The organism is Cupriavidus sp. WGlv3 (genome assembly GCF_023952475.1).
Lineage (GTDB): Bacteria > Pseudomonadota > Gammaproteobacteria > Burkholderiales > Burkholderiaceae > Cupriavidus > Cupriavidus phytorum.
On sequence record NZ_JALHRX010000008.1, the window covers coordinates 112,711 to 138,526 of the forward strand.

At 69.2% G+C, this 25,816-nt stretch carries 24 protein-coding genes and 1 pseudogene; 15 read left to right on the forward strand and 10 right to left on the reverse strand.

Annotated elements, in window-relative coordinates; translation table 11 throughout:
* The first annotated feature begins 33 nt into the window (after positions 1-33).
* The 10 genes and pseudogenes from MKD38_RS15475 to MKD38_RS15520 all read left to right on the forward strand — a co-directional run bounded on the left by MKD38_RS15475 (position 34) and on the right by MKD38_RS15520 (position 9,671).
* Positions 34-620, forward strand: a pseudogene (locus MKD38_RS15475) (sulfite exporter TauE/SafE family protein).
* A 57-nt stretch (positions 621-677) separates the two neighbouring features.
* Entirely contained in the window at positions 678-1,610 is a 933-nt protein-coding gene (locus MKD38_RS15480) for an ornithine cyclodeaminase family protein (RefSeq protein WP_252678041.1), read from the forward strand.
* A gap of 169 nt (positions 1,611-1,779) precedes the next feature.
* The gene (locus tag MKD38_RS15485) at positions 1,780-2,511 is read left to right on the forward strand and encodes an iron-containing redox enzyme family protein (RefSeq protein WP_092310146.1); all 732 of its coding nucleotides are present in this window, start codon (positions 1,780-1,782) and stop codon (positions 2,509-2,511) included.
* A gap of 25 nt (positions 2,512-2,536) precedes the next feature.
* On the forward strand, positions 2,537-3,982 hold the full coding sequence (locus MKD38_RS15490; RefSeq protein WP_252678043.1) for an aldehyde dehydrogenase family protein: 1,446 nt from the start codon (positions 2,537-2,539) through the stop codon (positions 3,980-3,982).
* Positions 3,983-4,010: 28 nt separating this feature from the next.
* Positions 4,011-4,490: a GlcG/HbpS family heme-binding protein gene (locus MKD38_RS15495; protein WP_252666363.1), complete on the forward strand. Its 480-nt coding sequence runs from the start codon at positions 4,011-4,013 to the stop codon at positions 4,488-4,490.
* Positions 4,491-4,511: 21 nt separating this feature from the next.
* Positions 4,512-5,513, forward strand: a complete 1,002-nt coding sequence (locus MKD38_RS15500) for a 2Fe-2S iron-sulfur cluster-binding protein (protein WP_252678045.1) — start codon at positions 4,512-4,514, stop codon at positions 5,511-5,513.
* A 70-nt stretch (positions 5,514-5,583) separates the two neighbouring features.
* Positions 5,584-6,294, forward strand: coding sequence for a GntR family transcriptional regulator (locus tag MKD38_RS15505; protein WP_111517157.1), 711 nt, complete (start codon positions 5,584-5,586; stop codon positions 6,292-6,294).
* Between the two features lie 105 nt (positions 6,295-6,399).
* On the forward strand, positions 6,400-6,576 hold the full coding sequence (locus MKD38_RS15510; protein WP_252678047.1) for a hypothetical protein: 177 nt from the start codon (positions 6,400-6,402) through the stop codon (positions 6,574-6,576).
* A 255-nt stretch (positions 6,577-6,831) separates the two neighbouring features.
* Positions 6,832-8,322, forward strand: coding sequence for an amidase (locus MKD38_RS15515; protein WP_252678049.1), 1,491 nt, complete (start codon positions 6,832-6,834; stop codon positions 8,320-8,322).
* A gap of 44 nt (positions 8,323-8,366) precedes the next feature.
* On the forward strand, positions 8,367-9,671 hold the full coding sequence (locus MKD38_RS15520) for an MFS transporter (protein WP_252678051.1): 1,305 nt from the start codon (positions 8,367-8,369) through the stop codon (positions 9,669-9,671).
* A 26-nt stretch (positions 9,672-9,697) separates the two neighbouring features.
* Here MKD38_RS15520 and MKD38_RS15525 read toward each other — a convergent pair whose 3' ends face one another.
* From MKD38_RS15525 to MKD38_RS15560, 8 genes are all read right to left on the reverse strand, one after another.
* On the reverse strand, positions 9,698-10,468 hold the full coding sequence (locus MKD38_RS15525; RefSeq protein WP_252678053.1) for a sulfite exporter TauE/SafE family protein: 771 nt from the start codon (positions 10,466-10,468) through the stop codon (positions 9,698-9,700).
* On the reverse strand, positions 10,465-11,496 hold the full coding sequence (gene pta, locus MKD38_RS15530; RefSeq protein ID WP_252678055.1) for a phosphate acetyltransferase: 1,032 nt from the start codon (positions 11,494-11,496) through the stop codon (positions 10,465-10,467). The genes MKD38_RS15525 and pta overlap by 4 nt, the downstream gene beginning before the upstream one ends.
* Positions 11,497-11,624: 128 nt before the next feature.
* Positions 11,625-13,391 (reverse strand): sulfoacetaldehyde acetyltransferase, encoded by a 1,767-nt coding sequence (gene xsc, locus MKD38_RS15535; RefSeq protein WP_252678220.1) that lies wholly within the window; start codon positions 13,389-13,391, stop codon positions 11,625-11,627.
* A gap of 397 nt (positions 13,392-13,788) precedes the next feature.
* Positions 13,789-14,964 carry a c-type cytochrome gene (locus tag MKD38_RS15540; RefSeq protein ID WP_252678057.1) on the reverse strand — a complete coding sequence of 392 codons (1,176 nt, stop codon included), beginning with the start codon at positions 14,962-14,964 and terminating at the stop codon, positions 13,789-13,791.
* Positions 14,965-15,004: 40 nt separating this feature from the next.
* Entirely contained in the window at positions 15,005-15,862 is an 858-nt protein-coding gene (locus MKD38_RS15545) for an ABC transporter ATP-binding protein (RefSeq protein ID WP_252678221.1), read from the reverse strand.
* A complete protein-coding gene (locus MKD38_RS15550; protein WP_252678059.1) occupies positions 15,856-16,917 on the reverse strand; it encodes an ABC transporter permease in 1,062 nt (353 codons plus the stop codon). The genes MKD38_RS15545 and MKD38_RS15550 overlap by 7 nt, the downstream gene beginning before the upstream one ends.
* Positions 16,918-16,921: 4 nt before the next feature.
* Positions 16,922-17,938 carry an ABC transporter substrate-binding protein gene (locus MKD38_RS15555; RefSeq protein WP_252678061.1) on the reverse strand — a complete coding sequence of 339 codons (1,017 nt, stop codon included), beginning with the start codon at positions 17,936-17,938 and terminating at the stop codon, positions 16,922-16,924.
* A 35-nt stretch (positions 17,939-17,973) separates the two neighbouring features.
* Positions 17,974-19,071, reverse strand: a complete 1,098-nt coding sequence (locus MKD38_RS15560) for an LLM class flavin-dependent oxidoreductase (RefSeq protein WP_252678063.1) — start codon at positions 19,069-19,071, stop codon at positions 17,974-17,976.
* 192 nt (positions 19,072-19,263) lie between these two features.
* Here MKD38_RS15560 and MKD38_RS15565 point away from each other — a divergent pair, with 192 nt between their 5' ends.
* From MKD38_RS15565 to MKD38_RS15575, 3 genes are all read left to right on the forward strand, one after another.
* Entirely contained in the window at positions 19,264-20,478 is a 1,215-nt protein-coding gene (locus tag MKD38_RS15565; RefSeq protein WP_252678064.1) for an acyl-CoA dehydrogenase family protein, read from the forward strand.
* 108 nt (positions 20,479-20,586) lie between these two features.
* The gene (locus MKD38_RS15570) at positions 20,587-21,204 is read left to right on the forward strand and encodes a cysteine dioxygenase family protein (protein ID WP_252678065.1); all 618 of its coding nucleotides are present in this window, start codon (positions 20,587-20,589) and stop codon (positions 21,202-21,204) included.
* On the forward strand, positions 21,201-22,823 hold the full coding sequence (locus MKD38_RS15575) for a rhodanese-related sulfurtransferase (RefSeq protein WP_252678066.1): 1,623 nt from the start codon (positions 21,201-21,203) through the stop codon (positions 22,821-22,823). The genes MKD38_RS15570 and MKD38_RS15575 overlap by 4 nt, the downstream gene beginning before the upstream one ends.
* Positions 22,824-22,845: 22 nt before the next feature.
* On the opposite strand, the gene MKD38_RS15580 is transcribed toward MKD38_RS15575, so the two are convergent.
* Both MKD38_RS15580 and MKD38_RS15585 read right to left on the reverse strand, forming a co-directional pair.
* The gene (locus MKD38_RS15580) at positions 22,846-23,205 is read right to left on the reverse strand and encodes a type II toxin-antitoxin system PemK/MazF family toxin (protein WP_252678067.1); all 360 of its coding nucleotides are present in this window, start codon (positions 23,203-23,205) and stop codon (positions 22,846-22,848) included.
* Positions 23,198-23,428 (reverse strand): antitoxin of toxin-antitoxin stability system, encoded by a 231-nt coding sequence (locus tag MKD38_RS15585; protein ID WP_111517174.1) that lies wholly within the window; start codon positions 23,426-23,428, stop codon positions 23,198-23,200. Before MKD38_RS15585 ends, MKD38_RS15580 begins: the two co-directional genes overlap by 8 nt.
* Positions 23,429-23,739: 311 nt before the next feature.
* Here MKD38_RS15585 and MKD38_RS15590 point away from each other — a divergent pair, with 311 nt between their 5' ends.
* Together MKD38_RS15590 and MKD38_RS15595 are read left to right on the forward strand one after the other, a co-directional pair.
* Entirely contained in the window at positions 23,740-24,150 is a 411-nt protein-coding gene (locus MKD38_RS15590; RefSeq protein ID WP_252678068.1) for a cobalt-zinc-cadmium resistance protein, read from the forward strand.
* Between the two features lie 216 nt (positions 24,151-24,366).
* On the forward strand, positions 24,367-25,815 hold the full coding sequence (locus MKD38_RS15595) for a TolC family protein (RefSeq protein WP_252678069.1): 1,449 nt from the start codon (positions 24,367-24,369) through the stop codon (positions 25,813-25,815).
* The last annotated feature ends 1 nt before the right edge of the window (position 25,816 follow it).

The following is a 25,816-nucleotide window of genomic DNA, read 5'->3' on the forward strand; positions in this document are numbered from 1 at the left end:
CCTCCAGGCCTGTCCGCTCCGGACTATCTGTGGATGGGCGCGCTCGTCCTGGCTGGCGCGTGCCTGCAGGGCGTGGGCGGGATCGGCTTTGCCATGCTGTGCGCGCCGCTCGGCGCGATCTTTTTTCCGGAACTGGTGCCGGGGCCGCTGCTGGCGATGGGTTGCTGCCTGTCGCTGATGGGCGCGCTGCGCGAGCGCGAAGCCATCGTCTGGCCTGTGGCCGGCTTTGCCCTGGTGGGGCGGGCAGTCGGCGGCGCGGCGGCGGTGCTGACCATCGCCTGGCTGGCGCCGGGGCCGCTGGCGGTGCTGTTCTCGCTGTCGATCCTGGTCGCGGTGGCGCTGAGCCTGCTCGGCTGGCGGCTGCTGCCGGTCGCGCGCAACGTGGTGATCGCCGGCACGCTGTCCGGCTTCATGGGGACCATCACTTCGGCCGGCGCACCGCCGTTCGCGCTGGCTCGCAACTGTTGCTGGCGCTGGCACTCGCGCCGTTCCTGCTGGGCGGCTTTGCGCTGTCGAACCGGCTGCGCGGGCGCGTTTCCGCCCAGGCCGTGCGCCGCTTGCTGCTGGGCCTGTGCGCGGCCGGCGCACTGGGCGTGCTCGGCCGCGCGGCGTTTGCCTGAGACGGCGTGCCCACACGGATTTTCTCGCTTTGCAACTAACCCACCAGCGGAGTTTCCATGCAGCACATCACCGATGCCATGATCGATGCCCATGTCACGCCGGAAGCGGCCCTCGACGTCATGGCGTCCGCGTTTTCCAGTTTCGGGCGCGGCGATGCCGCGATGCAGGCGCGGATCCGCACCGAGGCCGGCGGCGTCAAGCTGTCCACGCTGGGCGCGGTGATCCCGCAGCAGGGCGTGGCCGGGGCCAAGGTCTACACCACCATCAACGGCCAGTTCTCCTTCGTTATCCTGATCTTCTCGTCCGCAGACGGCCGTCCGCTCGCTTCGCTCGATGCCGGCGCCATCACGCGCCTGCGCACCGCCGCCTGCACCACGCTGGCGGCGCAGCGGCTGGCCCGCGCCGGCGCGCGCACGCTGGCGTTGTTCGGTGCCGGCACGCAGGGCGCGCAGCACGCGCGCCAGCTCAGCGCCACGCTTCGGCTGGGGCGCATCCTGGTGTCCGATCCGCACGCCGACGCCGGCATGCCGGACCGGCTGTCGGCGCAGTGCGGCATTCCGGTGACGCTGGCCGAGCCCGATGCCGCCGTGGCCGAGGCCGACATCATCGTCACGGCCTCGCGCGCGACCACGCCGCTGTTCTCCGGTGCGGCAATCCGGCCCGGCGCCTTCGTCGCCGCGATCGGCTCGAGCCTGCCGCACACGCGCGAACTGGACGACACCGCGCTGCGCCGCGCCGCCGCCGTGGTGGTGGAATGGCGGCCGCAATCGACGCGCGAGGCCGGCGATATCGTGCTGGCCGGTCCCGGCGCACTGCCGCCGGAAAAGATCGTCGAACTGGCCGACGTGGTGCTCGGCAAGGTATCGCCGCGGCAGCGCGATGACGACATCGTGATCTACAAGTCGGTCGGCGTGGGGCTGGAAGACGTCGCGCTGGCGGGATATGCGTGGTCGCGTATCGCGGGCGAGGCGGATCGCCGCGCTGGCTAACTCTCGCCCCTCGAAAGTCACGGGTAAACACTGACGTGGATGAGTCAACAGGGCCCTTGTCGAGGCTGATTGACTGTATATAGTATACAAATATGCCGGGGCACACCGAAGCCAACTTTCCCGGCATCCCACCCATCGCATCGCCCACACCGACAACCAGGAGCCCGTCATGGCCGAACTGATGAACCGCGAAGCATTCCGTGCCGCCCTCGAACAAGCGATCAAAGGCAAGAGCGCCAACCAGGCGCCGTTCAGCGTGGCCTGGGCAAGCGGCAAACTGACCCGCGCCCATCTCGCGCGCTGGGCCGAGAACCACTACCACTACGTCGGCCCGTTCGCGGATTACCTCGGCTACATCTATGCGCGCACGCCGGACCGCTATACCGAGGCCAAGGACTTCCTGCTGGCCAATATGTACGAGGAGGAGATCGGCGGCGACCGCCACACCGACCTGCTGATCCGTTTTGCCGAAGCCTGCGGCACCACGCGCGAGCGCGTGATCGACCCGGACAACATGTCGCCCACCACGCGCGGCCTGCAGAGCTGGTGCTACGCGGTGGCGATGCGCGAGGACCCGATCGTGGCCGTGGCCGGCCTGGTGGTGGGCCTGGAATCGCAGGTGCCGTCGATCTACCGCAAGCAGACGCCGACGCTGCGCGACAAGTACCAGTTCACCGACGAAGAGGTCGAGTTCTTCGACCTGCATATCGTCTCGGACGAGATCCACGGCGAGCGCGGCTACCAGATCGTGCTCGAGCACGCCAATACGCCGGAACTGCAGCAGCGCTGCCTGAAGATCTGCGAGATCGGCGCGCAGATGCGGCTGCTGTACACGACTGCGCTCTATCACGACTACGTCGAGCAAGAGCTGCCGCTGCCCGAACTGGACATGGCGGCCTGAGCGGCGCCACGCAACGGAATAAACGATGACTGTGTTCCTCAACCATATCGACGGCGAATGGACGGCCTGCCAGTCGGGCCGGACCTTCGACAACGTCAACCCGGCCGACACCGCCGACCTGGTGGGCCGCTTCCAGGCCTCGTCCGCGGTGGACGCGCAGGCCGCCGTGGCGGCCGCGGCAGCGGCCTTTGCCGGCTGGAAAAAGACGCCGGTCGGCAAGCGCGCCGCCATGCTCAACCGCGCCGCCGACCACCTCGAAGCCAATGCCGACAGCATCGCGGCGGAACTGACGCGCGAGGAGGGCAAGGCGCTGGCGCTGGCGCGCGACGAGGTGCTGCGCTCGGCCCAGACGCTGCGCTTCTATGCCGTGGAAGGGCAGACCTTCACCGGCGAGGTGTATCCCAACGACGATCCCGACCAGCTGGTCTACAGCCAGCGCGAGCCGCTCGGCGTGGTGACGGTGATCGCGCCGTGGAACTTCCCGGTGTCGATTCCCGCGCGCAAGATCGCGCCGGCGCTGGTCACCGGCAACACGGTGGTGTTCAAGCCGTCGTCCGAGGCGCCGCTGTCGGGCTACCGGTTGGCTGAAGCGCTGGTGCAGGCCGGGCTGCCCAAGGGCGTGCTCAACTTCATCACCGGCAGTGCCGCCGAGATCGGTGCCGCCATCACCGAGGCGCCTGCGGTGCGCGCGATCTCGTTCACCGGCTCGTCGCGTGCAGGGGAGCAGATCCACCGCGCGGTGCCGCTGACCACGCGCACGCAGATGGAGCTGGGCGGCAAGAACCCGCTGATCGTGATGGAGGATGCCGACCTCGAGCGCGCGGTCGACCTGACCATCAAGGGCGGCTTCTCGCTGTCGGGACAGGCGTGCACCGGCACCAGCCGCGTGCTGGTGGCCGAGGCGGTCAAGGCGGCCTACACCGAGCGCCTGCTGGCCAGGGTTGCCGCGCTCAAGGTCGGCAGCGGCATGACGCCGGGTATGGACCTGGGGCCGCTGGCCTCGGCCCGGCAACTGGACACGGTGCTGCGCTACCTCGACATCGGCAAGGCCGAGGCGACGCTGCTGTGCGGCGGGGCGCGGCTGACCGGCGGCGATTACGACAAGGGCTATTACGTTGCCCCGACGGTCTTTACCGACGTGACCCCTCGGATGCGGATCGCGCGTGAGGAGATCTTTGGCCCGGTGATCGCCATCCTCGGCTTCACCGACTATGCCGACGCCATCGCCAAGGCCAACGACACCGAGTACGGGCTGGCCGCGGCCATCGTCACCAGCAACCCGCGCTACATCCACCACTTCGCCAATGACATCGAGGCGGGCACGGTCAAGATCAACCGCACCACCACCGGCAACCTGGTCAACGCGCCGTTCGGCGGGGTAAAGCGGTCGAGCACGTCGACCTTCCGCGAATCGGGCCGTACTGGGCTGGAGTTCTATACGCAGGTCAAGACCGTCTACCGGGGCGCATGAGCCCGTCCCGCAGCAAGGAGTCATCGTCATGAAAAAAGCCATCAAGCTGGAACTGCGCGAAGCGCGCCACATGGTTGCCGCCGCGATCCGGCGCTCGGAAGAGATCGGCGTGCTGGAGTCGATCTGCGTGGTCGACGAGGGCGGCTATCCGCTCGCGCTCGAGCGCATGGACGGCGCCCGCATCACCGGTCCGCAGATCGCCTGGAACAAGGCATTCACCGCCGCGGGCCACAAGCGCTCGACGCACCTGTTCACCACGCCGCCGAACGGGCCGGCGCTGCCCGGCAACGAGGCCTTCGGCATCCAGTGGAGCTTCGAGGGCAAGTTCGCCGCCTTTGTCGGCGGCTTCCCGATCGTGGTTGACGACGAAGTGATCGGCGGCATCGGCCTGTCGGGCGGCAATGGCGAACAGGACACGCAGGCCGGCCTGGCCGCGCTGCAGGCACTGGCCGAACTGCTGGCACCGCAGGACCTGCGGGTGCTGGTGCAGGCCGACATCAAGAAGTAGGCACGCTTGCCGGGAGCTACCATGTCGTACCGCATCCAGGTCGCCGAAACCGAGCAGGTCTTCTTTGTCGAGCGCGGCGAGACGCTGCTGCAGGCGGCGCAGCGCGCCGGCGTTGGCTTGCGCCACGACTGCCAGCTGGGCGGATGCGGCACCTGCCGCATCCGCCTGCTCGACGGACAGGTGTGCTACGACGAGGAACCGTTCGGCCTGGCCCCTGACGAGGCCGCGGCGGGTATCGCGCTGGCGTGCCAGGCGCAGCCGCGGGCCGACCTGGTCATCAGCACCGCGCGCGACGACGAGGCCTGCGCCGAGCCGGTGCGCCATCGCGCGGTGGTGCGGGCGCTGCGCCCGCTGTCGGCCGACGTCATCCACGTCGAGCTGGAAGTGCCCGGCGCGGGTGCGCTGGACTACCGGCCCGGCCAGTATTTGAAGCTGTTGAGTGCCGACGGGCTCGCGCGCAGCTTCTCGATGGCTTCGGTGCCGCGCGACGGGCACATCGACCTGCACGTGCGGCGCATTCCCGGCGGCGCCTTTACCGATGGCATCCTGCCGCGCATGCGCGCCGGCGATGCGATCGAGGTCGAGTTGCCGCTGGGGACCTTCTTCTACCGCGAGAGCGACTATCGGCCGCTGCTGATGGTGGCCACCGGTACCGGCCTGGCGCCGATTAAGGCGATCCTGGAATCGCTGATGGACGATCCCGACTGCCCGCCGGTGTCGTTGTACTGGGGCATGCGGCAGGTGCAGGACCTGTACCTGCACCGCGAGATTCCGGGCTGGGGCGAACGGCTCTACGAGTTCCGCTACGCGCCGGTGTTGTCGCGTGCCGGCGCGGACTGGCAGGGCCGGCGCGGCTATGTGCATGACGCGGCGCTGGCCGACCTGGGCGACCTCTGCGAGTACGCCATTTACCTGTGCGGCTCGCCCGACATGATTCGTGACGCGCGTGCCGCCTTTATCGCGCATGGCGCCAGTCCCGGCCACCTGTACGCCGACAGCTTCACGTTCCAGCACCCTTGTTAAGACATGGCGGCAGGCATAAATGGCTGGTATACAATGACGCCAGCCTCTCCGCTTACGCCTCTGCCGACCCATGTCCCTCACTCCGTCTCCTGCCGCGCCCGCCGAGCCGCTGAGCCTCGGTGCCAGCCACTCGCCGCTGTTCGCCCTTGTCACCGACAAGCTGCGCGAAGGCATCCTGAACGGCAAATACGCCCCGGGCGAACGGCTGGTGGAGAACAAGCTCTCGGCGGAACTGGGCGTGTCGCGCATCCCGGTGCGCGAGGCGCTGCGCGCGCTCGCCAGCGAAGGGCTGGTGGTGATCGAGCCGCGCCGCGGCGCGACCGTGGCCAGCCTGTCGCCGGTGATTGCGCGCGAGATGGTCGAAGTGCGCGCCACACTGGAGGGCCTCAACGCCAAGCTCGCCGCGCAGCGGCGCGACCCGGCGCTGGTGGCGGAGCTGGAAACCGTGTTGCGGCAGGGCATGGAGGCCGCGGCGCAGGGCCGCGCGGATGAACTGCTGGCGCTCAATACGCGCTTCCACGAAGTGCTCGGCACCATCGCGGCCAACAGCGTGCTGCAGGAAATGATGCGTTCGCTGCGCGAGCGCACCGCGGTGCTGTTCGGCCCGGCCAACGTGGTGCGCGCACGCCAGAACTGGGACGAGCACGCGCAGATCCTGCAGGCCGTGATCGCCGGCGACGCCGACCTCGCGGCACTGCTGGCCGCGCGCCATGTCTACAGCGCCGCCAAGGCGGCTGACCTGCCGGTGGACGGGCAGGGCAGCGCGGCGCAGGCGGCCTGAAGGCTCGGTTTGCAGATGCCCGCCCGCAGGGCATGTCGTGCCCCGATATGACGCAGTGCACCAATTAAATGTATACTGTAGTCATCCAAGGTCACGAGATTTGCCATGCAGTCGCCCGAACAACGCTACCTTTCTCAACCCGTCGGCCAGCAGTTGCTGGGCCACTTTGCCGCGCGCGATGCGGTGCGCCATGCCACGCCGCTGGTACCGCTGCGGCTGCGCGATGTCGGCCGCTTCCTGCTTGCGCTGGGCGGCCGCACGCCGCGCCGCGGCCACTGCTGAGCGCCTCTGAAAGACGCGCGGCGTAGCCCCGCCGCGCGGCCTGACTGTTCCATCCTCTTCCCTGGCACGCGTCCTGCGGGCCATTGTTCCCTGTCATGCCAAAGGTCGCGCACGCTGCGCACGCGATGTCCGCGCGCGCATTGTCCTTGCACATCGCGCGAGGCGGAATATAGTATACCAACGCAATCGCAGTACGCCTGAGTCCCTCATACGCCCCCATCGCGCCGGACGGCGCGGATAACGAAAGGAGCCGATGTGAACCTGCCCGACTGGACGACTGGCGGATTTCCGCCGCTATGGGAGGTGGCGCAGCGGCTTGCCGACGGCACGGTGTCGTCGGAGCAACTGGTGGACGTGTGCGAGGCGGCGCAGCGGCAATGGCACGGCACCATCAACGCGCTGGTGCTGTCGGATTTCGGCGCGGCCCGCGCGGCGGCGCGCGACAGCGACCGGCGCCGCCGCGCCGGCCAGGCGCGCGGCGTGCTCGACGGCGTGCCGTTCTCGGTCAAGGAGTCGTTCGACGTCGCCGGCTGGCCGACCACCTGCGGCAATCCGGCCCTGCGCGGGCACGTCGCCGGGGGCGATGCGGTGGTGGTGCAGCGGCTGCGCGACGCCGGTGCGATCTTGCTCGGCAAGACCAACGTCCCGCTCGGCCTGCGCGACTGGCAGAGCTACAACGCGATCTACGGCACTACTCGCAACCCGCACGATCCGACGCGCACGCCGGGCGGCTCGTCCGGCGGCAGCGCCGCGGCGGTCTGCGCCGGCCTGTCGTTCTTCGACGTGGGTTCCGACATCGGATCCTCGCTGCGCAATCCGGCGCACTACTGCGGCATTTTCTCGCTCAAGCCTAGCCAAGGGCTGGTGCCGCTGGCCGGCCACGGCACCGGTGCCGCGCGCTTCGGCGAGCAGGACATCAATGTCGCCGGCCCGCTGGCGCGCAGCGCGCGCGACCTGGAACCGGTATTGCGCGTCATCGCGGGCCCGCACGGTGACGACGCGCTGCCATACCGCTTGCAGTGGCCGGAATGCCCGCACCGCCGGCTCGCCGACTTCCGCATCGCCGTGCTGCCCACCCATGCCCAGGCCGAAGCGGACGGCGAGGTCGCCACCCAGATCGAGCAACTGGGCCACTGGCTGGCGGAGCAAGGTGCCCACGTCGGCTGGCACGCACGGCCGGACTTCGACGCCGGCGAGCTATGGCACGTCTACGTAACGCTGCTGCGCGCCACCACCTCGGTGCACATGGATGACGCCGCCTTCGCCGATGCGCTGGCCCGCAGCGCCACTGCCACCGCCGGCGATCACGACTACGCGACCCTGCAGTACACCGGCGCGACGCTGCGGCATCGCGACTGGCTGCGCCTGCAGGTGGCGCGCGAACGTTTTGCCGCCGCATGGCGCAGCTTCTTCACCGGCTACGACGTACTGCTGTGCCCGGCCGCCGCGACCACGGCGTTTGCGCTCGACGAAGCCGGCGATCCGTGGCAGCGCACGCTCACTGTCAACGGCCGCCCGCAGCCGATGACCACCCAGTTGTTCTGGGCCGGCCATTCCGGGCTGTGCGGACTGCCTTCTGCGGTGGCGCCGATCGGCCCCGGTGCCGGCGGGTTGCCGGTCGGCGTGCAGATCGTCGCCGGCCGCTACCAGGATCTCACCGCCTTGCGTTTTGCCTGCCTGCTGGAGGAAGCGGGCTATGCCTACCGGACGCCAAGGCCGCCGCAGTCCGCGGCGCACCACAACTGACCACATCCAACCACAACACATCACACACCACAGGGGAGGGGATCATGTTCGATTGGTTCCGTGATTTGTCGCGCATGGAGCGCAAGGGATTCTATGGCGCGTTCCTGGGGCATGCCGTCGACGTGTTCGACTTCATGATCTATTCCTTCCTCATCTCCACGCTGCTGGGGCAGTGGGGCATGAGCAAATCGACCGCGGGGGCGATCGTCACCTGGACGCTGGTGTCGTCGCTGGTCGGGGCCATCGGGGCCGGCATCCTGGCCGATCGTTACGGCCGCGTGCGCGTGCTGCGCTGGACCATCATCGTGTTCGCGGGCGCGTGCTTCCTGTGCGGGCTGGCGCAGTCGCCGGAGCAACTGATGGTATTCCGCATGATCCAGGGGCTGGGGTTCGGCGGCGAATCGTCGCTGTGCATGGTGCTGGTGACCGAGATGATCCGCAACCCGGCGCATCGCGGCAAATACTCCGGCTTTACCGCCAGCAGCTATTCCTTCGGCTGGGGCGCGGCGGCGATCGTCTACGCGATCACGTTCAGCGTGCTGCCGGCGGAGACGGCATGGCGCGTCTGCTTCTTCCTCGGCATCCTGCCGGCGCTGGTGGTGATCTACCTGCGCCGCAACCTGGAAGAGCCCGAGATCTTCCTGAAGAGCCGCGCCGCCGGCCATCACGGCTCGGCGCTGGCGGGGCTGGGCCGGCTGTTCCGTGGGCCGCTGCTGGCCAAGACGCTGCTGTGCAGCCTGCTGTCCGGCGGCATGCTGGGCGCGTACTACGCCATTGCGACGTGGCTGCCCACCTTCCTCAAGACCGAGCGCGGCCTGTCGGTGTTCGGCACCAGTTCCTACCTGGCGGTCACCATCATCGGCTCGCTTGCCGGTTACGTGGCGGGCGCCTATGCCACCGATCGCTGGGGCCGCCGGCTGACGTACATGGTCTTCGCCGCGGGGGCGTTCATCGCTGCGCTGGTCTACATGGTGATCCCGGTGTCGAACACGTCGATGCTGTTCCTGGGCTTCCCGCTGGGTGTGCTGATGCAGGGTGTGTTTGCCGGCATCGGCGCAACCATCGCCGAGTCCTATCCCAACGATGTGCGCGCGACCGGCTATGGCGTCTCGTACAACGCCGGCCGTGTGATCGGCTCGCTGTTTCCGCTGTCGGTGGGATGGCTCAGCTCGGGCCACACCTCGCTGCCGACCGCGATTGCGATTGTCGCGGGGGTCGGCTATGCGATGGTGGTGGTGGCCGCCGCGCTGCTACCCGAAACCACCGGCATGGACCTGGAGCAGGCTGGCGGCAGTGGCGGCAAGGAAGACGCGGCGCCGCTGGGGCGGCCGGCTGGGACGGTGGCCTGAGAGCGAAGGGGGACTGTGCCGGCGCCTCAGTGCAACCACGCCGAAATCGCCGGCAGCATCAAACTGACCCCGATCCCGATCAGCACCCCGAACGCGACCCGCCGCGTCGTGGTCGGCGAGAACGGCGGCGGAAAGCGGCGGCCGAGCAGCGTGGCAATCACCACCACCGGCACCCCGACCGCGGCCTGCAGCCAGATCGCGGCGTCGAGTTGGCCCTGCCAGGCTGAGAACAGCGTGCGCACGGTCGAGGTCACGGTGAATACCAGGATCAGCGCGCAGCGAATTTCCACCGGCTTCATCGGCTGCCGGTAGAACTGGAAGATCAGCGGCGGCCCGGAGACGCCGAACATGCCGCTCAGCAAGCCGCCGAAGACGCCGCTCATGAAGAAGCTGCCGTCGCCGGAGCGTTGCGGCAGGGGCTCGGGTTTGAAGGCGGCGCTGAGGCCGCCGTACAGGATCACCGCGCCCAGCAGCAGCTGCAGCAGCGTGGCGGCGCTGCTGCTCAGGTATTCCAGCACCAGCACGCCGACCAGCACCGAAGGCAGGATGCCGATCGCCGCCGCGCCCACGGCGCGCCAGTCGATATGCTGGAACTTGCCAGGCAGCGCGCAGGCGCTGTTGGCCAGCGTGACCAGGCTGACCACGGCGGCGACGGTGGCTACCGGCGCCAGGCCCAGCCCGCTGGTGGCACCCATCACGATCATGCCGAGGCCAAAGCCGGTCACCGTCTGGAAATAGGTACCGGCACCGAGCAGGGCTTGCAGGCCCAGCAGCGGCAACAACAATTCCGCTTTCATGCCGCCTGCTCGCCTTTGGTGGCCTGGTCCGCGCTGGCTTGCGCCTGGACCACGGTGACGGCGATCACATGGAACACGTCGTCGGCGCTGCAGCCGCGCGAGAGATCGTTGGCCGGCTTGTTCAGTCCCTGCAGCATCGGGCCGATGGCCTTGGCGCCGCCGACGCGCTCGGCCAGCTTGTAGCCGATGTTGCCGGCCTCCAGGCTGGGGAACACCAGCACGTTGGCGTGGCCATTCACCTGCGAATGCGCGACCTTGCGCGCGGCGATCTCGGCGACGATGGCGGCATCGAGCTGCACGTCGCCGTCGATGGCCAGGCCGGGGCGCTGCGCGCGTACGCGCTCGGTCGCGGCCACGACCTTGTCGACCGCGGCGTGGTGGGCGCTGCCGCTGGTCGAGAACGACAGCATCGCCACGCGCGGCTCGTCGTTCAGCAGGGCGCGCGCGCTGTCGGCGGCGGCCATGGCGATATCGGCCAGGGCCTCGGCATCCGGGTCGACCACCAGTCCGCAGTCAGAGAAGATCAGCCCGCCCTTTAGCGTGTGGAACGGCTCGCACAGCATCATCAGGAAGAAGCTCGACACCAGCCGGAAGCCCGGCGCCAATCCGATCAGCTGGATCGCGTTGCGCACGACGTCGGCGGTGGTGTGGGCGGCGCCTGCGACCGAGCCGTCGGCATGGCCCAGGCGCACCATCAGGTTGGCGAAGCACAACGGATCCAGCACGGCGCGCTTGGCTTCGTCGAGCGTCATGCCCTTTTTCTGGCGCAACGCGAAGAGCTGCTGCGCGAACGAGGGCGTCAGCGCCGAGGTGGCGGGATCGATCCGCGTCATGCCGTCCAGCCCGATGCCGTGGATGGCAGCGGCGGCGCTGATCTGGCGCGCGTCGCCAACCAGCACGATGCGCGCGATGCCTTCCTGCGTGGCGCGTTGCGCGGCCTGCAGGATGCGCGGGTCATCGGCCTCGCACAGCACGATGCGGCGAGGCGCGGCACGGGCGCGGTCGATGATGCGGAGGATGGGTTTCATGATGGTTGGCTCGGTAAAACTGAAAAAAGGGCCAGCGTCCCACGCTATGCCCTTGGTGTTCTTCCCTCTCCTGCAAGCGGGAGAGGGAGTATGCCCATCGCAAGCGATGCGCCTGTGCAAGTTCGGACTCAGACGTAGTCCTTGTACTTGTCCAGATAACGCACCGGCTTGGCCAGCGCATCGCGGCGGAACGGGTCGCCCAGTTCGCGCGTGCACATGATCTCGATGATGGTGGTCTTGCCGTGGTTCATCTGCAGGTCGATGGCGCGCTTCAGTGCCGGGCCCACGTCTTCCAGGCGATCCACCACGATGCCTTCCGCGCCCATCGCCTTGGCGATTTCGGCAAAGCTCTGGTTGTCGAGCTCGCCCGCGACGAAGCGGCGGTTGTAGAAGTCCACCTGGTTCTTCTTCTCCGCGCCCCACTGGCGGTTGTGGAACACCACCGCGGTCACCGGGATGTTGTGGCGCACGCAGGTCATGGTCTCCATCAGGCTCATGCCCCAGGCGCCGTCACCGGCGTACGACACGGCCGGGCGGTGCGGTGCCGCGACCTTGGCGCCGATGATGGTGGGGAAGGCGTAGCCGCAGTTGCCCCAGCTCATCGCCGCGAAGAAGCTGCGCGGCTTCTCGAAGCGCAGGTAGCTGTTGGCCACCGAGTTGATGTTGCCGATGTCGGTGGACACCATCACGTCCGCCGGCATGGCCTTTTCCAGCTCGCGCAGCACCTGGCGCGGATGCAGGTAGTGGCCGCCGGTGGGCGTGCGCTCGTTCTTCTGCTCTTCGATCATGTCGAGCGAGTACGGGTCGCGCTCGTGCGTCCAGTCGTCCAGCTCCTTCTCCCACGCTGCCTTCTCGTTGGCGATTTCGGTGGCGCGACCGTCGCGGGTCGCGTCACAGGCGAGCGTGCGGCCGGCCAGGCGCTGGGTCAGCGCGATCGCGGCGGCCTTGGCGTCGCCGCAGATGCCGACCGAAATCTTCTTCACCAGGCCCAGCATCTTGTGGTCGGCGTCGATCTGGATGATCTTGGCGGTCTTGGGCCAGTAGTCCATGCCGTGCTGCGGCAGCGTGCCGAACGGCCCCAGGCGCGAGCCCAGCGCCACCACCACGTCGGCGCGCGAGATCAGCTTCATCGCCGCCTTCGAGCCCTGGTAGCCCAGCGGGCCGCACCACAGCGGGTGGCTGGCGGGGAACGAATCGTTGTGCAGATAGCTGTTGACCACCGGGGCGCCCAGGCGCTCGGCCAGCGCCTTGCATTCTTCGATGGCATCGGCCATCACCACGCCGCCACCCGAGATGATCACCGGGAACTTGGCATTGGCCAGCAGCTCGGCCGCTTCATTCAGGCTCTGCTCGCCGCCGGGGCCGCGATCGAGGTTCTGCGGCTTGGGGATCTCGGCGGTGATCTTGCCGTAGAAGTGGTCGCGCGGGATGTTCAGCTGGGTCGGGCCCATTTCGGCCTTGGCGCGGTCGAAGCAGCGTGCGGTGAACTCCGCCATGCGCGCCGGGTTGGTGACGTGGCCCTGGTACTTGGTGAACTCCTGGAACATCGGCAGCTGGTTGGCTTCCTGGAAGCCGCCCAGGCCGATGCCCATGGTGCCGGCTTCGGGGGTGACGATCACCACGGGGCTGTGGGCCCAGTAGGCGGCGGCGATCGAGGTCACGCAGTTGGAGATGCCGGGGCCGTTCTGACCGATCACCACGCCGTGGCGGCCCGACACGCGGGCGTAGCCGTCGGCCATGTGGCCGGCGCCTTGCTCGTGCACCACCGGAATCAGGCGGATGCCGGCCGGCGCAAAGATGTCCATCGCGTCCATGAAGGCCGAGCCCATGATGCCGAACATGTCGGTCACGCCGTTGGCGGCCATCGTTTCGACGAAGGCTTCCGACGGGGTCATGGTCTGCGGGCCAGCCGGAACCTGACTGTCCTTCGCGGCGGCCGAGCCACCGGAAACGGCGGGCTGCTGGGTGGTTTCGAGGTCGCGCATGGCGGTTGTCTCCTGATGAGGTGTTATAAAGTGGAACAAGACGTTCCGGAAAATTGCTTGTTGGTGGAAATGTAGGCGGGAGACTTCCGTTGGTCAATAGGAAGTTTTGGTTTACGGAATGAAATTGATGAAAAATCGAGACAAATAACCAAATGAAGTGCCTTATAAGGCATTTTTAATTCTGAAATGCGGCAGCCAACGCTGGGCAGTCGCCGCAGGCCGCAACAAAGGCCCAGCGGTGGCAGTAAAAAATGGGAGGTCGATCAGGTGGAACCGCACGCGAACGGTGCGGCCCGGTGACGGCAGCTCAGTGAATGAAGCCGCCCTTGACGAAGCGCACCGGCTCGGCGTCCATGCGCAGCAATAGCGCAGTCAGGCCGTCGGCCACAGGGGAGGGCGCGCGTGGCGAGTCGGCGTCAGGACCCGACACGCAGACCAGGTCCGCGTCGGACCACGGCCGGCCAGGCGTGCCTTGGGCGCGCAGCCAGCCGTCGCGGTCGGCCAGCAACTGCGTGCCGGCCAGCCGTGCCGGCGCCTGGCCGGAGATCGCCGCGACCGCTTGCCAGGCATGCGCCGAGGCAGCGGTGCAGCCCGCGCGGAAGCGCGGCACCTGCGCCGGCGGCCGGCCGTCGGGCGAGACCAGCACGGTCAGGAAGCGGGGATCGTCGAAGGGCAGAGTAGAGGCGCCGTCGACCGCCACCAGCCGCACGCGCTGCCCGCCGCGCCATGCGGACAGGACCACCGGCGCGGCGTCGCCGCAACGGACCGCAAGCTCGGGCAGTTGCAGCGGCACCGGCCAGTTGCCTGCGCTGCCGCTGCCAGCCGACAGCGCCTTCATGTAGTCGATCACGGCCCAGGCCTCGCCGTCGCCAAGCCGGTCGCGGAAGGCCGGCATGGTGGGCTGTCCGAGCCGGTCGCGCATGCCGGCCAGCACGTGCCAGAACAGCTCGCCATCGGCGCGCCGCGCCAGCAGCGGGCCGGCCAGCGTGGGCGGCCACACCGCCAGGCCGGCGGCGAGCGGCCCTTCGCCGCGCCCGTCCGTGCCGTGGCAGCCGGCGCAATGCTGCGCATAGACGCGCGCGCCGACGGCAATGGTGTCGACGGAAAAACGCGTCGGGCTGGCGTGGAAGCTGGTGGGCGCGGCCGGCACCAACAGCAGCGATACAGTGGGCCATGGCGCCGCCACCAGCGCCAGCGCGCCGGCAGCGAGCAGCACGCCGCGACGGCGGCGCCAGGCCAGGGCCAACGCCACGGTCAGCACCGCAACGGCAAGGGCGCACAGGGTCAGGCCGAGCTGGCGTGCCAGGCCCAGGTCGATCAGCAGGGTCTCGCCGGCCACGCGCCTTGCCCATGGCCAGGCGGGCTGGCCGTGGCTGTCGCCGGTCAGGCCCAGCGCATGCCAGAGCGACAGCAGGCCGCGCTGCAGCGCCTCGACCAGCACCAGCAACGCATTCAGCCAGGCCTGCGGCGGCGGGCCGCTCATCGGGCGGCCCGCGCGGGGAAGTACGGCGCCATGCCCATCATTACCAGCTGGCGTCGAGTCCCAGGTGGCGCAGCGCCTCATGGCGCAACGCGGTCAGGCGCGGATCGCCGCGATGGCGCGGATAGGGCAGGTCGACGCGGAGCTCGGCCGCGATGCGCGCCGGGCGCTGGCTGAAAACGATGACGCGCTGCGCCAGGAACAGCGCCTCTTCCACGTCGTGCGTGACCAGCAGCGCCGAGAAGCGCGAGCGCTGCCACAGTTCGACCAGGTCGCTCTGCATTGCCAGCCGCGTCAGCGAATCCAGCTTGCCCAGCGGTTCGTCCAGCACCAGCAAGCGCGGATCGTTGACCAGCGCGCGCGCCAGCGCCACGCGCTGCGCCATGCCGCCGGACAGCTGGTGCGGGAAGGCGCGCGCGAACGATTCCAGTCCGACCCGGCGCAACGCGTCGTCGACGCGATGGCGCTGCTGCGCGAGGATGCCCTGCGCCTGCAGCCCGAGCGCGACGTTGTCCCAGACACGGCGCCACGGGTACAGCGTGGGATCCTGGAACACCACGATGCGCGACGGGTCCGGGTCGGTAATCGGCGCGCCGTCCTGCAGGATGTCTCCGGACGTCGGCCCCTCCAGGCCCGCGACCAGCCGCAACAGCGTGGACTTGCCGCAGCCGCTGGGGCCGAGCAGGGCGACGAACTCGCCCGGCGCGACGCTGAGGCCGACCTCGTCGAGGACCTGCAGCCGCTCGTTGCCATGGCCGAACCAGTGGCTGACCTGCCGGATATCGATACGGGCGCCGGTCGGCACTCCCGCGTCGTCGCTCTCCGCCTGGCGGGAAAGGGAAGCCTGCTTCGCGCGCGGGAAAGAACCCGCTGCCTTCAACCGCTCGACCACGCTCACCATTTCACCGTCCCCTTCTGCCACGACAACACGCGGTCGCGCGCGGCGAACAGCAGCGTGATCACGCCCGAGAACAGCAGCGCCATCACGATCAGCGCCGCATACATGTTGACGTACGAGGCCCAGCCCTGGGCCCAGGTCAGGTACCAGCCCAGGCCCGACTTCACGCCCATCATTTCCGCCGTGACCAGCACCGAGAACGAAGCGCCGAGCCCCATGAACAGGCCGACGAACACCTGCGGCAGCGCCGCCGGGATCGCCACGCGCAGCACCAGGAACCAGCCCGATGCGCCCAGCGTGCGCGCGACGTCGTAATAGCTCTTGTTGACGCCGGCCACGCCCGACCAGGTCAGCACCGCCACCGGGAACGCCGTGGCCAGCGCAATCAGGAACACTGCCGCGGCATAGCTCGACGGGAAGAAGTAGAAGGTCAGTGGCAGCAGTGCGGTCGACGGCAACGGCCCCAGCACGCGCAGCACCGGATGCACCCAGTAGCCGATGCGCCGCGACCAGCCGATCGACACCCCAACCAGGAAGCCCGCGAGACCGCCATACGCGACGCCCAGCCCGAGCAGCTTCAGCGTGTTCAGCGCACTCTCGCCCAGCCGCGGCCAGTCGTCCGCATACACCTCGATCAGCGCCTGCGGCGGCGCGAAGAACGGCGTGGGCAGGATCGCGGTCTTGGCGGTCAGGATTTCCCAGGCCAACAGCGCGACGGGCAGCGCCACCAGCCACGGGCCGGCGGTGCGCAACGCCGCCAGCGGACGCTGCGCGGTCCGGGCCCGCTGGCCGGCCAGCGCCACCACGGCGAGCACGGCCGCGCCCACCAGCGCCGCGATGCCAAGCTCCGCGGTATAGGCCCAGTCGCTGAAGCCCACTGCCTGGTTGGGCCATTGCCATGTCAGCGCACCAAACGCGGCCCACGCCAGCGCGGCGAGGATGCCGGTGGCCCAGATCGGGCCGGCGTGGCGGGATGTGGCTGCGGTCGCGTATGGTGCGGGCGCCGCGGAGGGCTGGCGCCCGAGGCCTGGCTCGAGCGCGCTTTGGCTTGTGGTCATGGCATTACCCCAGCACGTTGGCGTAGACGTGCTGCGCCAGGCGTTTGGCATCGGTGGACTTCTTCAGCACGCCGATGCGGCGGAAATCGTCGGCGTAGAACGCGATCTCGTCGCGCAGGTCGACACCGGTCGGGTGGTGGCTATAGGTCAGCGTGGCGTAGAGCTTGCGCAGGTCGTCCGGATTGATCCTGGGCGAGTACCTGGCGAACACCTTCGCGGCCTCGTTGGGATTCTCGTTGACATAGTCGGTGGCCTGCACGATGGCGCGCGCCAGCGACGTCGCCGCGGGGCGGTCGTTGCGCACCAGTTCGCCGCGCGCGCCGACCACGCAGCAGACCTTGCGCGCGTACTCGCCGGTGAGGTTGGTGGCCAGTTCTACGTAGGCGCCGTTGGTGCGCTTTTCCAGCAGGTAGAGATTGGGGTCGCCGTCGGCAATGGCCTGGATCTCGCCCTTGTCGACTGCCACGCCTAGCAGGTCGGCCGGGTACTGGCGCCAGGTGACGTCCTTGTCGGGGTCGATGCCATGCTTGGCCAGCAGTATGGTGAAGAAGTGCTTGCCCGGCGCCGCCAGGTCGCTGACGCCGACGGTCTTGCCCTTCAGTTGCTGCAGCGTGGTGACGCCCGCGGCCTTCGATCCCACCAGCCGCACGCAGCCGCCGTGCGAGCTGCCAATGATCTTGACGTCGAAGCCGGCTTCGAGCGGCTTGAGCCAGCGATGGATCATGCCCACCGCGGCATCGGCCTTGCCGGTGGCGATCGATTCCAGCAGCTGGTCGGTGGAGCCGCTGTAGTTGATCAGGTCGACCTGCAGGCCGTTCTTCTCGAAGAAACCTTTCTCCTGCGCCACCACCACCGGTGTCAGGCAAAAGGAATTCTGGTTCCAGGCAAAGGTCAGCTTGCGCGGCGCCGACCAGGCCTGCCGGCCGAGGATCAGCGCGGGCGCGGCCACTGCCGCGGCGCCGGCAAGCCGCAACACGCGGCGTCGGCGCGGGTCGGCATGGTTGCTGTGGTTCTGGCTCATGTGGGATTCCCGTCTTCGTGGTGTGATGGGGGCGCTCAGGCGGCCTGGCGCTGCGTGGCTGCCGCGGCGTCGTGCTGCGCCACCAGGGCGCGCACGCGCGGAATCAGCTGGCGGCCGTAGTCGATGGCGTCTTCCAGCGGATCGAAGCCGCGGATCAGGAAGGTGGTGACGCCCAGCTCGTAGTACGCCAGCAGTGCCTGCGCGACCTGCTCCGGCGTGCCGACCAGCGCGGTGGAGTTGGAGCGCCCGCCGGTCTCGCGCGCGATCGCGGTCCACAGGCGCTGGTCGACGCGGTCGCCCTGCTCGGCCGCCGCCAGCAGCCGGCGTGCCCCTTCGCTCTGCTGCGGGCCGCCGCGGCTGTAGCCGGCTTGCACGCGCAGCGCGCGGGTGCGTTCGAGGATGCGGTCGGCACGCGCCCAGGCCTGGTCTTCGGTGTCGGCCAGGATCGGGCGGAACGATACCGAGAAGCGCACCGTGCGGCCGTGGCGCGCGGCTTCGGCGCGCACGCGCGTAGTCAGCTCGCGCACCTGGTCGAGCGACTCGCCCCACAGCGCGTAGACGTCGGCATGCTTGCCCGCAACCGCCAGCGCGGCGGGCGAGGCGCCGCCGAAATAGATCGGCACATGCGGCTGCTGCGCGGGCTTGACCTCGGAGAAGCCCTGGGTAAAGCGGTAGAACTGGCCTTCGTGGTCGAACGGCGTGGTCTCGGTCCAGATGCGGCGCAGGATGTGCAGGTACTCGTCGGTGCGCGCATAGCGCTGGTCATGGTCGAGGAAGTCGCCGTCGCGCTGCTGCTCGCTGTCCGAGCCGCCGGAGATGACATGCACGCCCAGGCGGCCGCCGCTGAACTGGTCGAGCGTGGCGATCTGGCGCGCCGCCAGCGTCGGCGCGGTAAAGCCGGGACGGTGCGCCAGCATGAAGTGGATGCGCTCGGTCACGCTGGCGGCGTAGGCAATGGTCAGCGTCGCCGACGGACCGGTGGAGTGGTGCGGCACCAGGATGCGGTCGAAGCCGGCCTGCTCATGCGCCTGGGCAAATGCGCGCACGTAGTCGCGATCGATCACCGGGCCTGACGGGGGATGGATCTCGGACTGCTTCTGGCTCTGGATCATGCCGATGAAATCGACGCTCATATGCGTTCTCCTGGAAGTCGGTGTCGGTGGATTGGGACTGAGGCAGAAAGTACGACAGCGGCGCGCCTGCGCTAACGAATAAAAACGACGCTCCATATTCAATAAGCATCGTTTTCGCCGGGCGCCGGCGGCGCTACGCTAGGCGGCATTCGGTGCGCGCCGCGCGCTCATTCATTCCCGGAGTCTTGCTTCATGTCCCTGACGTCTGCCCAGCGCCGGCTGCCTGCCAGCGATGCGCGCCTTGGCGAGGTGCTGTCGGCGCTGTCGGCGCGCTTTGCCGGCGATGCCGGCGCGCACGATGCCGCGGCCAGCTTCCCGCACGACAACTTCGCGCAGCTGCACGAGCATGGCCTGATCGCGCAGGTAGTGCCGCGCGCGCACGGCGGCGGCGGCGGCGCGAGCCTGGCGCAGGCGCGCCGCATCGTGGCCGCGCTGGCCGGCGGCGACGCCGCGACCGCGCTGGTGCTGACCATGACCTACCTGCAGCATCGCGCCATTGCGCGCGCCGATTCGCACTGGCCGGCGGCGCTGCGCGAGCAGGTCTTCGCCAGCGCGGTGCAGGAGGGCGCGCTGATTAATTCGCTGCGGGTGGAACCGCAGCTGGGCTCGCCCGCGCGCGGCGGCCTGCCGGCCACGGTGGCGACGCGCGTGGCCGACGGCTGGCGCGTCAGCGGCCGCAAGCTGTACAGCACCGGCATCCCCGCCTTGCGCTGGCTCGCGGTGTGGGCGCGCACCGACGAGCCGCAGCCGCGCGTGGGCGTGTTCCTGGTGCCGGGACCTGCGTCGGGTATCGCCGGCGTACGCATCGTGGAGAACTGGAACCACCTTGGCCTGCGTGCCTCGGGCAGCCACGAGACCGTGCTCGACAATGTCTGGATCCCGCCGGACCACGCCGTCGATATCCGTGCGCCCTCGGCGTGGGCGCCGGCTGGTGCCAGCCAGGCCGACGCTGACGCCAACGCCGACCAGCAGGCCTGGATGGTGGTGCTGCTGGGCAGCCTCTATGACGCGGTAGCGCGCGCGGCGTCGAACTGGCTCAACGACTTCGTGCGCGAGCGCGCGCCCGGCAGCCTGGGCGCGCCGCTGGCCACGCTGCCGCGTGTGCAGGAGGCCGTCGGCGAGATCGCCGCGCTGCTGCGCGTCAACCAGGTGCTGCTCGACGACGCCGCGGCGCGCACCGACGCGGGCGATCCGCCGGCAAGCGCCGACAGCGGTCTGCTGAAGTTCACCGTGACCGGCAACGCCATCCGCGCCGCGGAATTGGCGCTGCAGCTTTCGGGCAACCACGGGCTCAGCCGCAACCACCCACTCGAGCGCCACTATCGCGACGTGCTGTGCAGCCGCATCCATACGCCGCAGAACGATTCGATCCTGCTCGCCGCCGGGCGCGCGCAGCTGGGCGTGTAAGCGCCGCCGCGCCCGCCGTGCTATGTTTGCGGGACCAGCGCCCCGCAGAGGGCCGCGCGGCCGGCCCCGGCGGCCGGCAACCACAACGAGACACTCCGGAGCATTCCCATGGGCAGTTCCCCCGATCCCAACGCGCTGGCGCCGCTGCGCGATTTCATCACCGGCCTGGCCGCGCTGCTCGACCAGCACCCCGACGAGACCCGCATCCTGCATGAAGGCGGGGCCCTGCTGGCAACGCTGGTAGCGCGCGATGACTGGCTGCCCGAGGCGTGGGCGCAGCCGCACCCCGAGTACTACCAGCAGCACCTGCTGCATTGCGATTCCGCCGAGCGCTTCTCCATCGTCAGCTTTGTCTGGGGGCCGGGCCAGCGCACGCCGATCCACGACCACACCGTGTGGGGACTGATCGGCATGCTGCGCGGCGCCGAAGACGCGCAGCCGTTCGCGCTCGACGCCACCGGACGCCCCGTTGCCAGCGGCGCGAGCGTGCGCTTGCTGCCCGGGCAGGTCGAAGCCGTGTCGCCGGCGGTGGGCGATATCCATCGCGTCAACAACGTCTACGACGACCGCGTCTCGGTCAGCATCCATGTCTACGGCGCCAATATCGGCGCGGTGCGCCGCTCGGTCTACGCCGAGGACGGTGCCCGCAAGCCCTTTGTCTCGGGCTATTCCAACCAGACCCTGCCCAACCCGTGGGACCGCTCCCGCGAACTTGCCCAGTCATGACCACTGTTACCGCTACGCCGGCCGCGCCGGCCTTTCCGACGGTGTCGCCGGAAGCCGTACGCCACGCCTTGCGCAACCGCGACGAGATCGCACTGATCGACGTACGCGAGGAAGATCCTTTCGCCCAGGAGCACCCGCTGTGGGCCGCCAACTTTCCGCTGTCGCGGCTGGAGCTGGACGCGTGGGCGCGCATTCCGCGCCGCGATACGCTGATCGTGGTCTACGGCGAGCATGCCGGCGCCGACCTCGCGCCACGCGCGGCGGCCGTGCTGCAAGGCCTGGGCTATACCCGCGTGCATCGGCTCGAAGGCGGGCTGCGCGCATGGATCGATGGCGGCGGCGAGGTGTTCCGCGACGTCAACGTGCCGAGCAAGTCGTTCGGTGAAGTGGTGGAGGCCGCGCGCCATACGCCGTCGCTGGCGGCCGAGGAAGTGCAGGCACTGATCGACAGCCGGGCCGATGTGGTGATCGTCGACGCGCGCCGCTTCGACGAGTACCAGACCATGAGCATTCCCACCGCTACCAGCGTACCGGGCGCCGAGCTGGTGCTGCGCGTGCGCGAGCTCGCCCCCGATCCGCGCACGCGCGTGATCGTCAATTGCGCGGGTCGCACGCGCAGCATCATCGGCACGCAGTCACTGGTGAACGCGGGGATCCCGAACCCGGCGGCGGCGCTGCGCAACGGCACCATCGGCTGGACCCTGGCCGGCCAGCAACTGGACCATGGCGCCAGCCGCCGCGCCCCGGCCGCGGTCAGCGACGCCAACCGCGACAGCGCCCGCCGCGGCGCACGCGAGATCGCCGACCGGGCCGGCGTGCGGCGCATCGCGCTGGCGCAGTTGGACACACTGCAGTCGCCCGGGCGCACGTTGTACCGCTTCGATGTGCGCACGCCCGAGGAATTCGCCGACGGCCACCTGCCGGGCTTTGTCAATGCGCCGGGCGGGCAGCTGGTGCAGGAAACCGACCACAGCGCCCCGGTGCGCGGCGCGCGCATGGTGCTGGCCGACGACGATGACGTGCGTGCGAGCATGACGGGATCCTGGCTGGCGCAGATGGGCTGGGAGGTATGGGTGGTGGAACCGGTGGCCGCGTCGGCGCGCAGCGAAACCGGCGCGGTTGCCGCGCCGGTGCCAACGCCAGGGCCAGTCGCCAGCGTCGGCACGGCGCAGCTGGCTGCGTGGCTGGACGCGGGCGACTCCAGCACCGCCGTGCTGGATTTCACCACCAGCGCCAACTACGTCAGGCGCCATATCCCGGGCGCGTATTTTGTCATTCGCGCCCAGCTGGCCGACGCGCTGGCCCGCATCCCGCGGCCGCAGCGCTACGTGCTCACCTGCGGCAGCAGCCTGCTGGCGCGCTTTGCCGCCGCCGACCTGCGGCGCCTGACCGATGCGGAGGTATTCGTGCTGGAAGGCGGCACCCAGGCCTGGATCGCCGCGGGGCTGCCGCTGGAGAGCGGCGAGACGCGCCTGGCCTCAGACCGCACCGACCGCTATCGCCGCCCCTATGAAGGCACCGACAACCCGCGCGAGGCGATGCAGGGTTACCTGGACTGGGAGTTCGGCCTGATCGCGCAACTGGAACGCGACGGGACGCATGGGTTCAGGGTGGTGTAGGGCGGCTGCGTTCCGGCAACGCCTAGAGCCGAAGCAGCAGGCGCATGGCCTCTTCCACCTTGCGCAGGTGATTGGGGGCCAGCGTCGCCACCGGGCGGCTGCCCATGAAACGGCGATTGGATATCGAGCGGACCTGGTCGATCAACAGGTCCGTTTCATGGGCCAGCCCCGGCAGCTGCCCCAGCGCCACGCGCAACGGAAAGCAATCCTCGGGCTCGGTCTGTGATGTCCCGGGCACGACGATCGTAGTCGGATGACCGGCATCGCTGAGCAGATCGGTCTGCAGCACCAGCGCCGGCCGGTTTCGCTTGGCAGGCTCTTCCCGGTGGGCCTGGGGATTGAAATCGACCTCCCAGACCTGTCCCCGCCTCAGCTTAAGCAAGGCCGTCTCCGGCGGTGCTGTCCATCTCTTCGTTGGCAGCCAGGTGCTTCGCCCCTAACTTGCGCGACAGCATCGCGATACGGTTGGCCATCTCGCGCTCGTTTTTCTCGCGGACGGCGTCGCGGATGTAGTCCGACGTCTTCTGGCCTGCCGCAGTCGCCAGCGCGCGGGTTTGCTCGGCCAGTTCTTCGCCTGCGCGGAATGACAGGGTCGTGCCTTGCATGAGTGGCTCCGACAATGGGTAATACGCAATTATAGCGCTCATTTGTCACGCGTTCTTGTATTACGAAATTGCAGACGATAGACCCTTCGCCGCTTGGCGAAAGGTGAAAGAAGCCTACGGAGACGGGCAATGGCGGGGTAGGGGAGAAGTCTGAAAGACGTGAAAGGCGCGCGATCTCTCTACAGCAAGGGAACGAACGTAACGATTCCCTGTCAATCGTAATCGTTCAGTTACAATGCTGTCCTGCAGCATCCCTGGCGGCCCCCCGTAACAACCTGGCCCCGGGCGATGCCGCCAATGCCCCCGACCCAATGCGACTGTTGTTCCTGCTGCTGACTGCCATGTGCCTGTCGCTGCTCTCCTTTGGAGCAGCGGCGGACGCGCGCGCGGCGTTGCCGGGGCCGCAACAGGCGGGGGTGGACCTGATCGACATGGCGGCGGCACAGCCTGTCGACGATCTGGGCCGCATCGTGGTGCCCGGCGACGACGGGCTGCACGACGACGATATCTGCGATGACCCGCCACCCGGGTACTGCAATATCTGGTCGGCCGACCTGCTCGATCCGCTCGACCTGCTCGACGAGATCGAAGAATCCAGTGCGCTGTTTGCGTTGCCGCCGGTGAAGCTGTTGCTGCCCAGCGGCGACGTGGCCCAGCGCCCGCCCGGCCGCGCCGACCCGCCGCCTTCGGCCTTCTTCCGGCCGCCCATACCCCTGGCCTGACCGCTTTCCTGCGCCCGCATCACGCGCGCTGCCGCATGCAGCCGCCCAGCGCGGGCCGCGCCCCTTTGCCTGATATCGCCAGCCTGCCTGCCGCCTGACCGCGCGGGCATGCCGCCGCCGTTTTGCGTCCTGCCGTGATTACGTCCCCGTGACGGCGTCACCCGGGGCGGGCGGCAGCGTGGCGAGAGGCAGACGTACCGCTTGCTTTCCCGACTCATGACAACAACCAAGCTGACCCTGATCGCGTCGCTTTCGCTGATGGCGCTTGCCGCGGCCCCGGCCCAGGCCGGAGCCCAAGGCGGCACCTCCGCGAAGGCGACAGACCTGGCCGGTGCCGCGCCTGCGGCCCGCGCACCGCTGTCCAAGCCGGCTGCCGCGCCGCTGCCGGGCGCCGCCATCCTGGCGGCCGCCGCCGTACCAAAGACCGCTCCTGCCGGCGCCGCCGTCGCCGGACCCGCCTATTCGCTGCCCCAGCTGCTCGACCTGGCCCAGTCCACCAACAAGGGCGTGGCCGCCGCCGAAGCCAATGTCGATGTGGCCAGCGCCGCGATCAGCAGCGCCCGCGCCTATCCGAATCCGCAGGTCGAGGTGATGTATGGCCGCATGTCCGGCAAGCAGCCGGGCGTGGCCAGCGGCAATGCGCCCAGCTATGCGGTGGTGCAGAAGTTCGATTACCCGCACCAGCGCAACCTGCGCGAGGCCATGGCGACGCGCGGGCTGGAATCGTCGCAGGCGCTGCGGCAGGGCTTCCGCGCCGACCTGGCCGCGCGCGTGAAGACCGCCTACTACGACGTGCTGCGCCGCGAGAGCGAACTGCACGCCGCCGAGGAAGACCTGGCGATGATGCGCCAGATCCACTCGCGCGCACGCCTGCGCGTGGAAGTGGGCGAGGCCCCGCGCTACGAGCTGATCAAGGCCGAGACCGAACTGCTGGCGTCGCAGAAGAGCCAGCAGACCGCCGAGCTGCGCGTCAACCAGGCCAAGGCCGCGCTGCGCCAGCAGGTGGGTGGCGCCATGCCGGGCCAGTTCTCGCTGGCGGGCACGCTGGGCCAGTCGCCCGACGTGCCGCCGCTGCCGGCGCTGCGCGACACCATGACCGCCAGCAACGCCGAACTGGTCCAGCGCCGCATGGAGCTGGAGCGCGCGCAGCTGGGCGTCGATTACCAGAAGTCGCTGCGCTGGCCGGAAGTGGCGCTGCGCGCCAGCACCGACCGCCAGCCCGACAACAACGTCTCGCAGATCGGCCTGATCCTGACCATCCCGCTGTGGGACCGCCGCCGCGGCCCGGTGGGCGAAGCCACCGCGCAGGCCACGCAGGCGCGCAGCGCGCTGGAGATGCGCGAGTTCGAGCTGACGCAGGAACTGGAAGCGGCCTACCGCCAGTACGAGATCAACCAGGCCCAGGTGACGGCGCTCGAGTCCGGCATCGTGCGCGAGGCCGAGTCGGCGCTGGGCGTGGCCGAGGCCGCCTACCGCTTCGGCGAGCGCGGCATCCTGGACTACCTCGATGCCCAGCGCGTGCTGCGTGGCGCGCGCAATGAGCTGATCGCCGCGCAGTACGACCTGCAACTGGCCGCGATCCAGATCGAAAAGCTTATGTCGACCGCCCCCGGCGCCACCGCCGCGCCGGGCCTGCAGCCGACGTCCAACATCGAACAGAAATAAC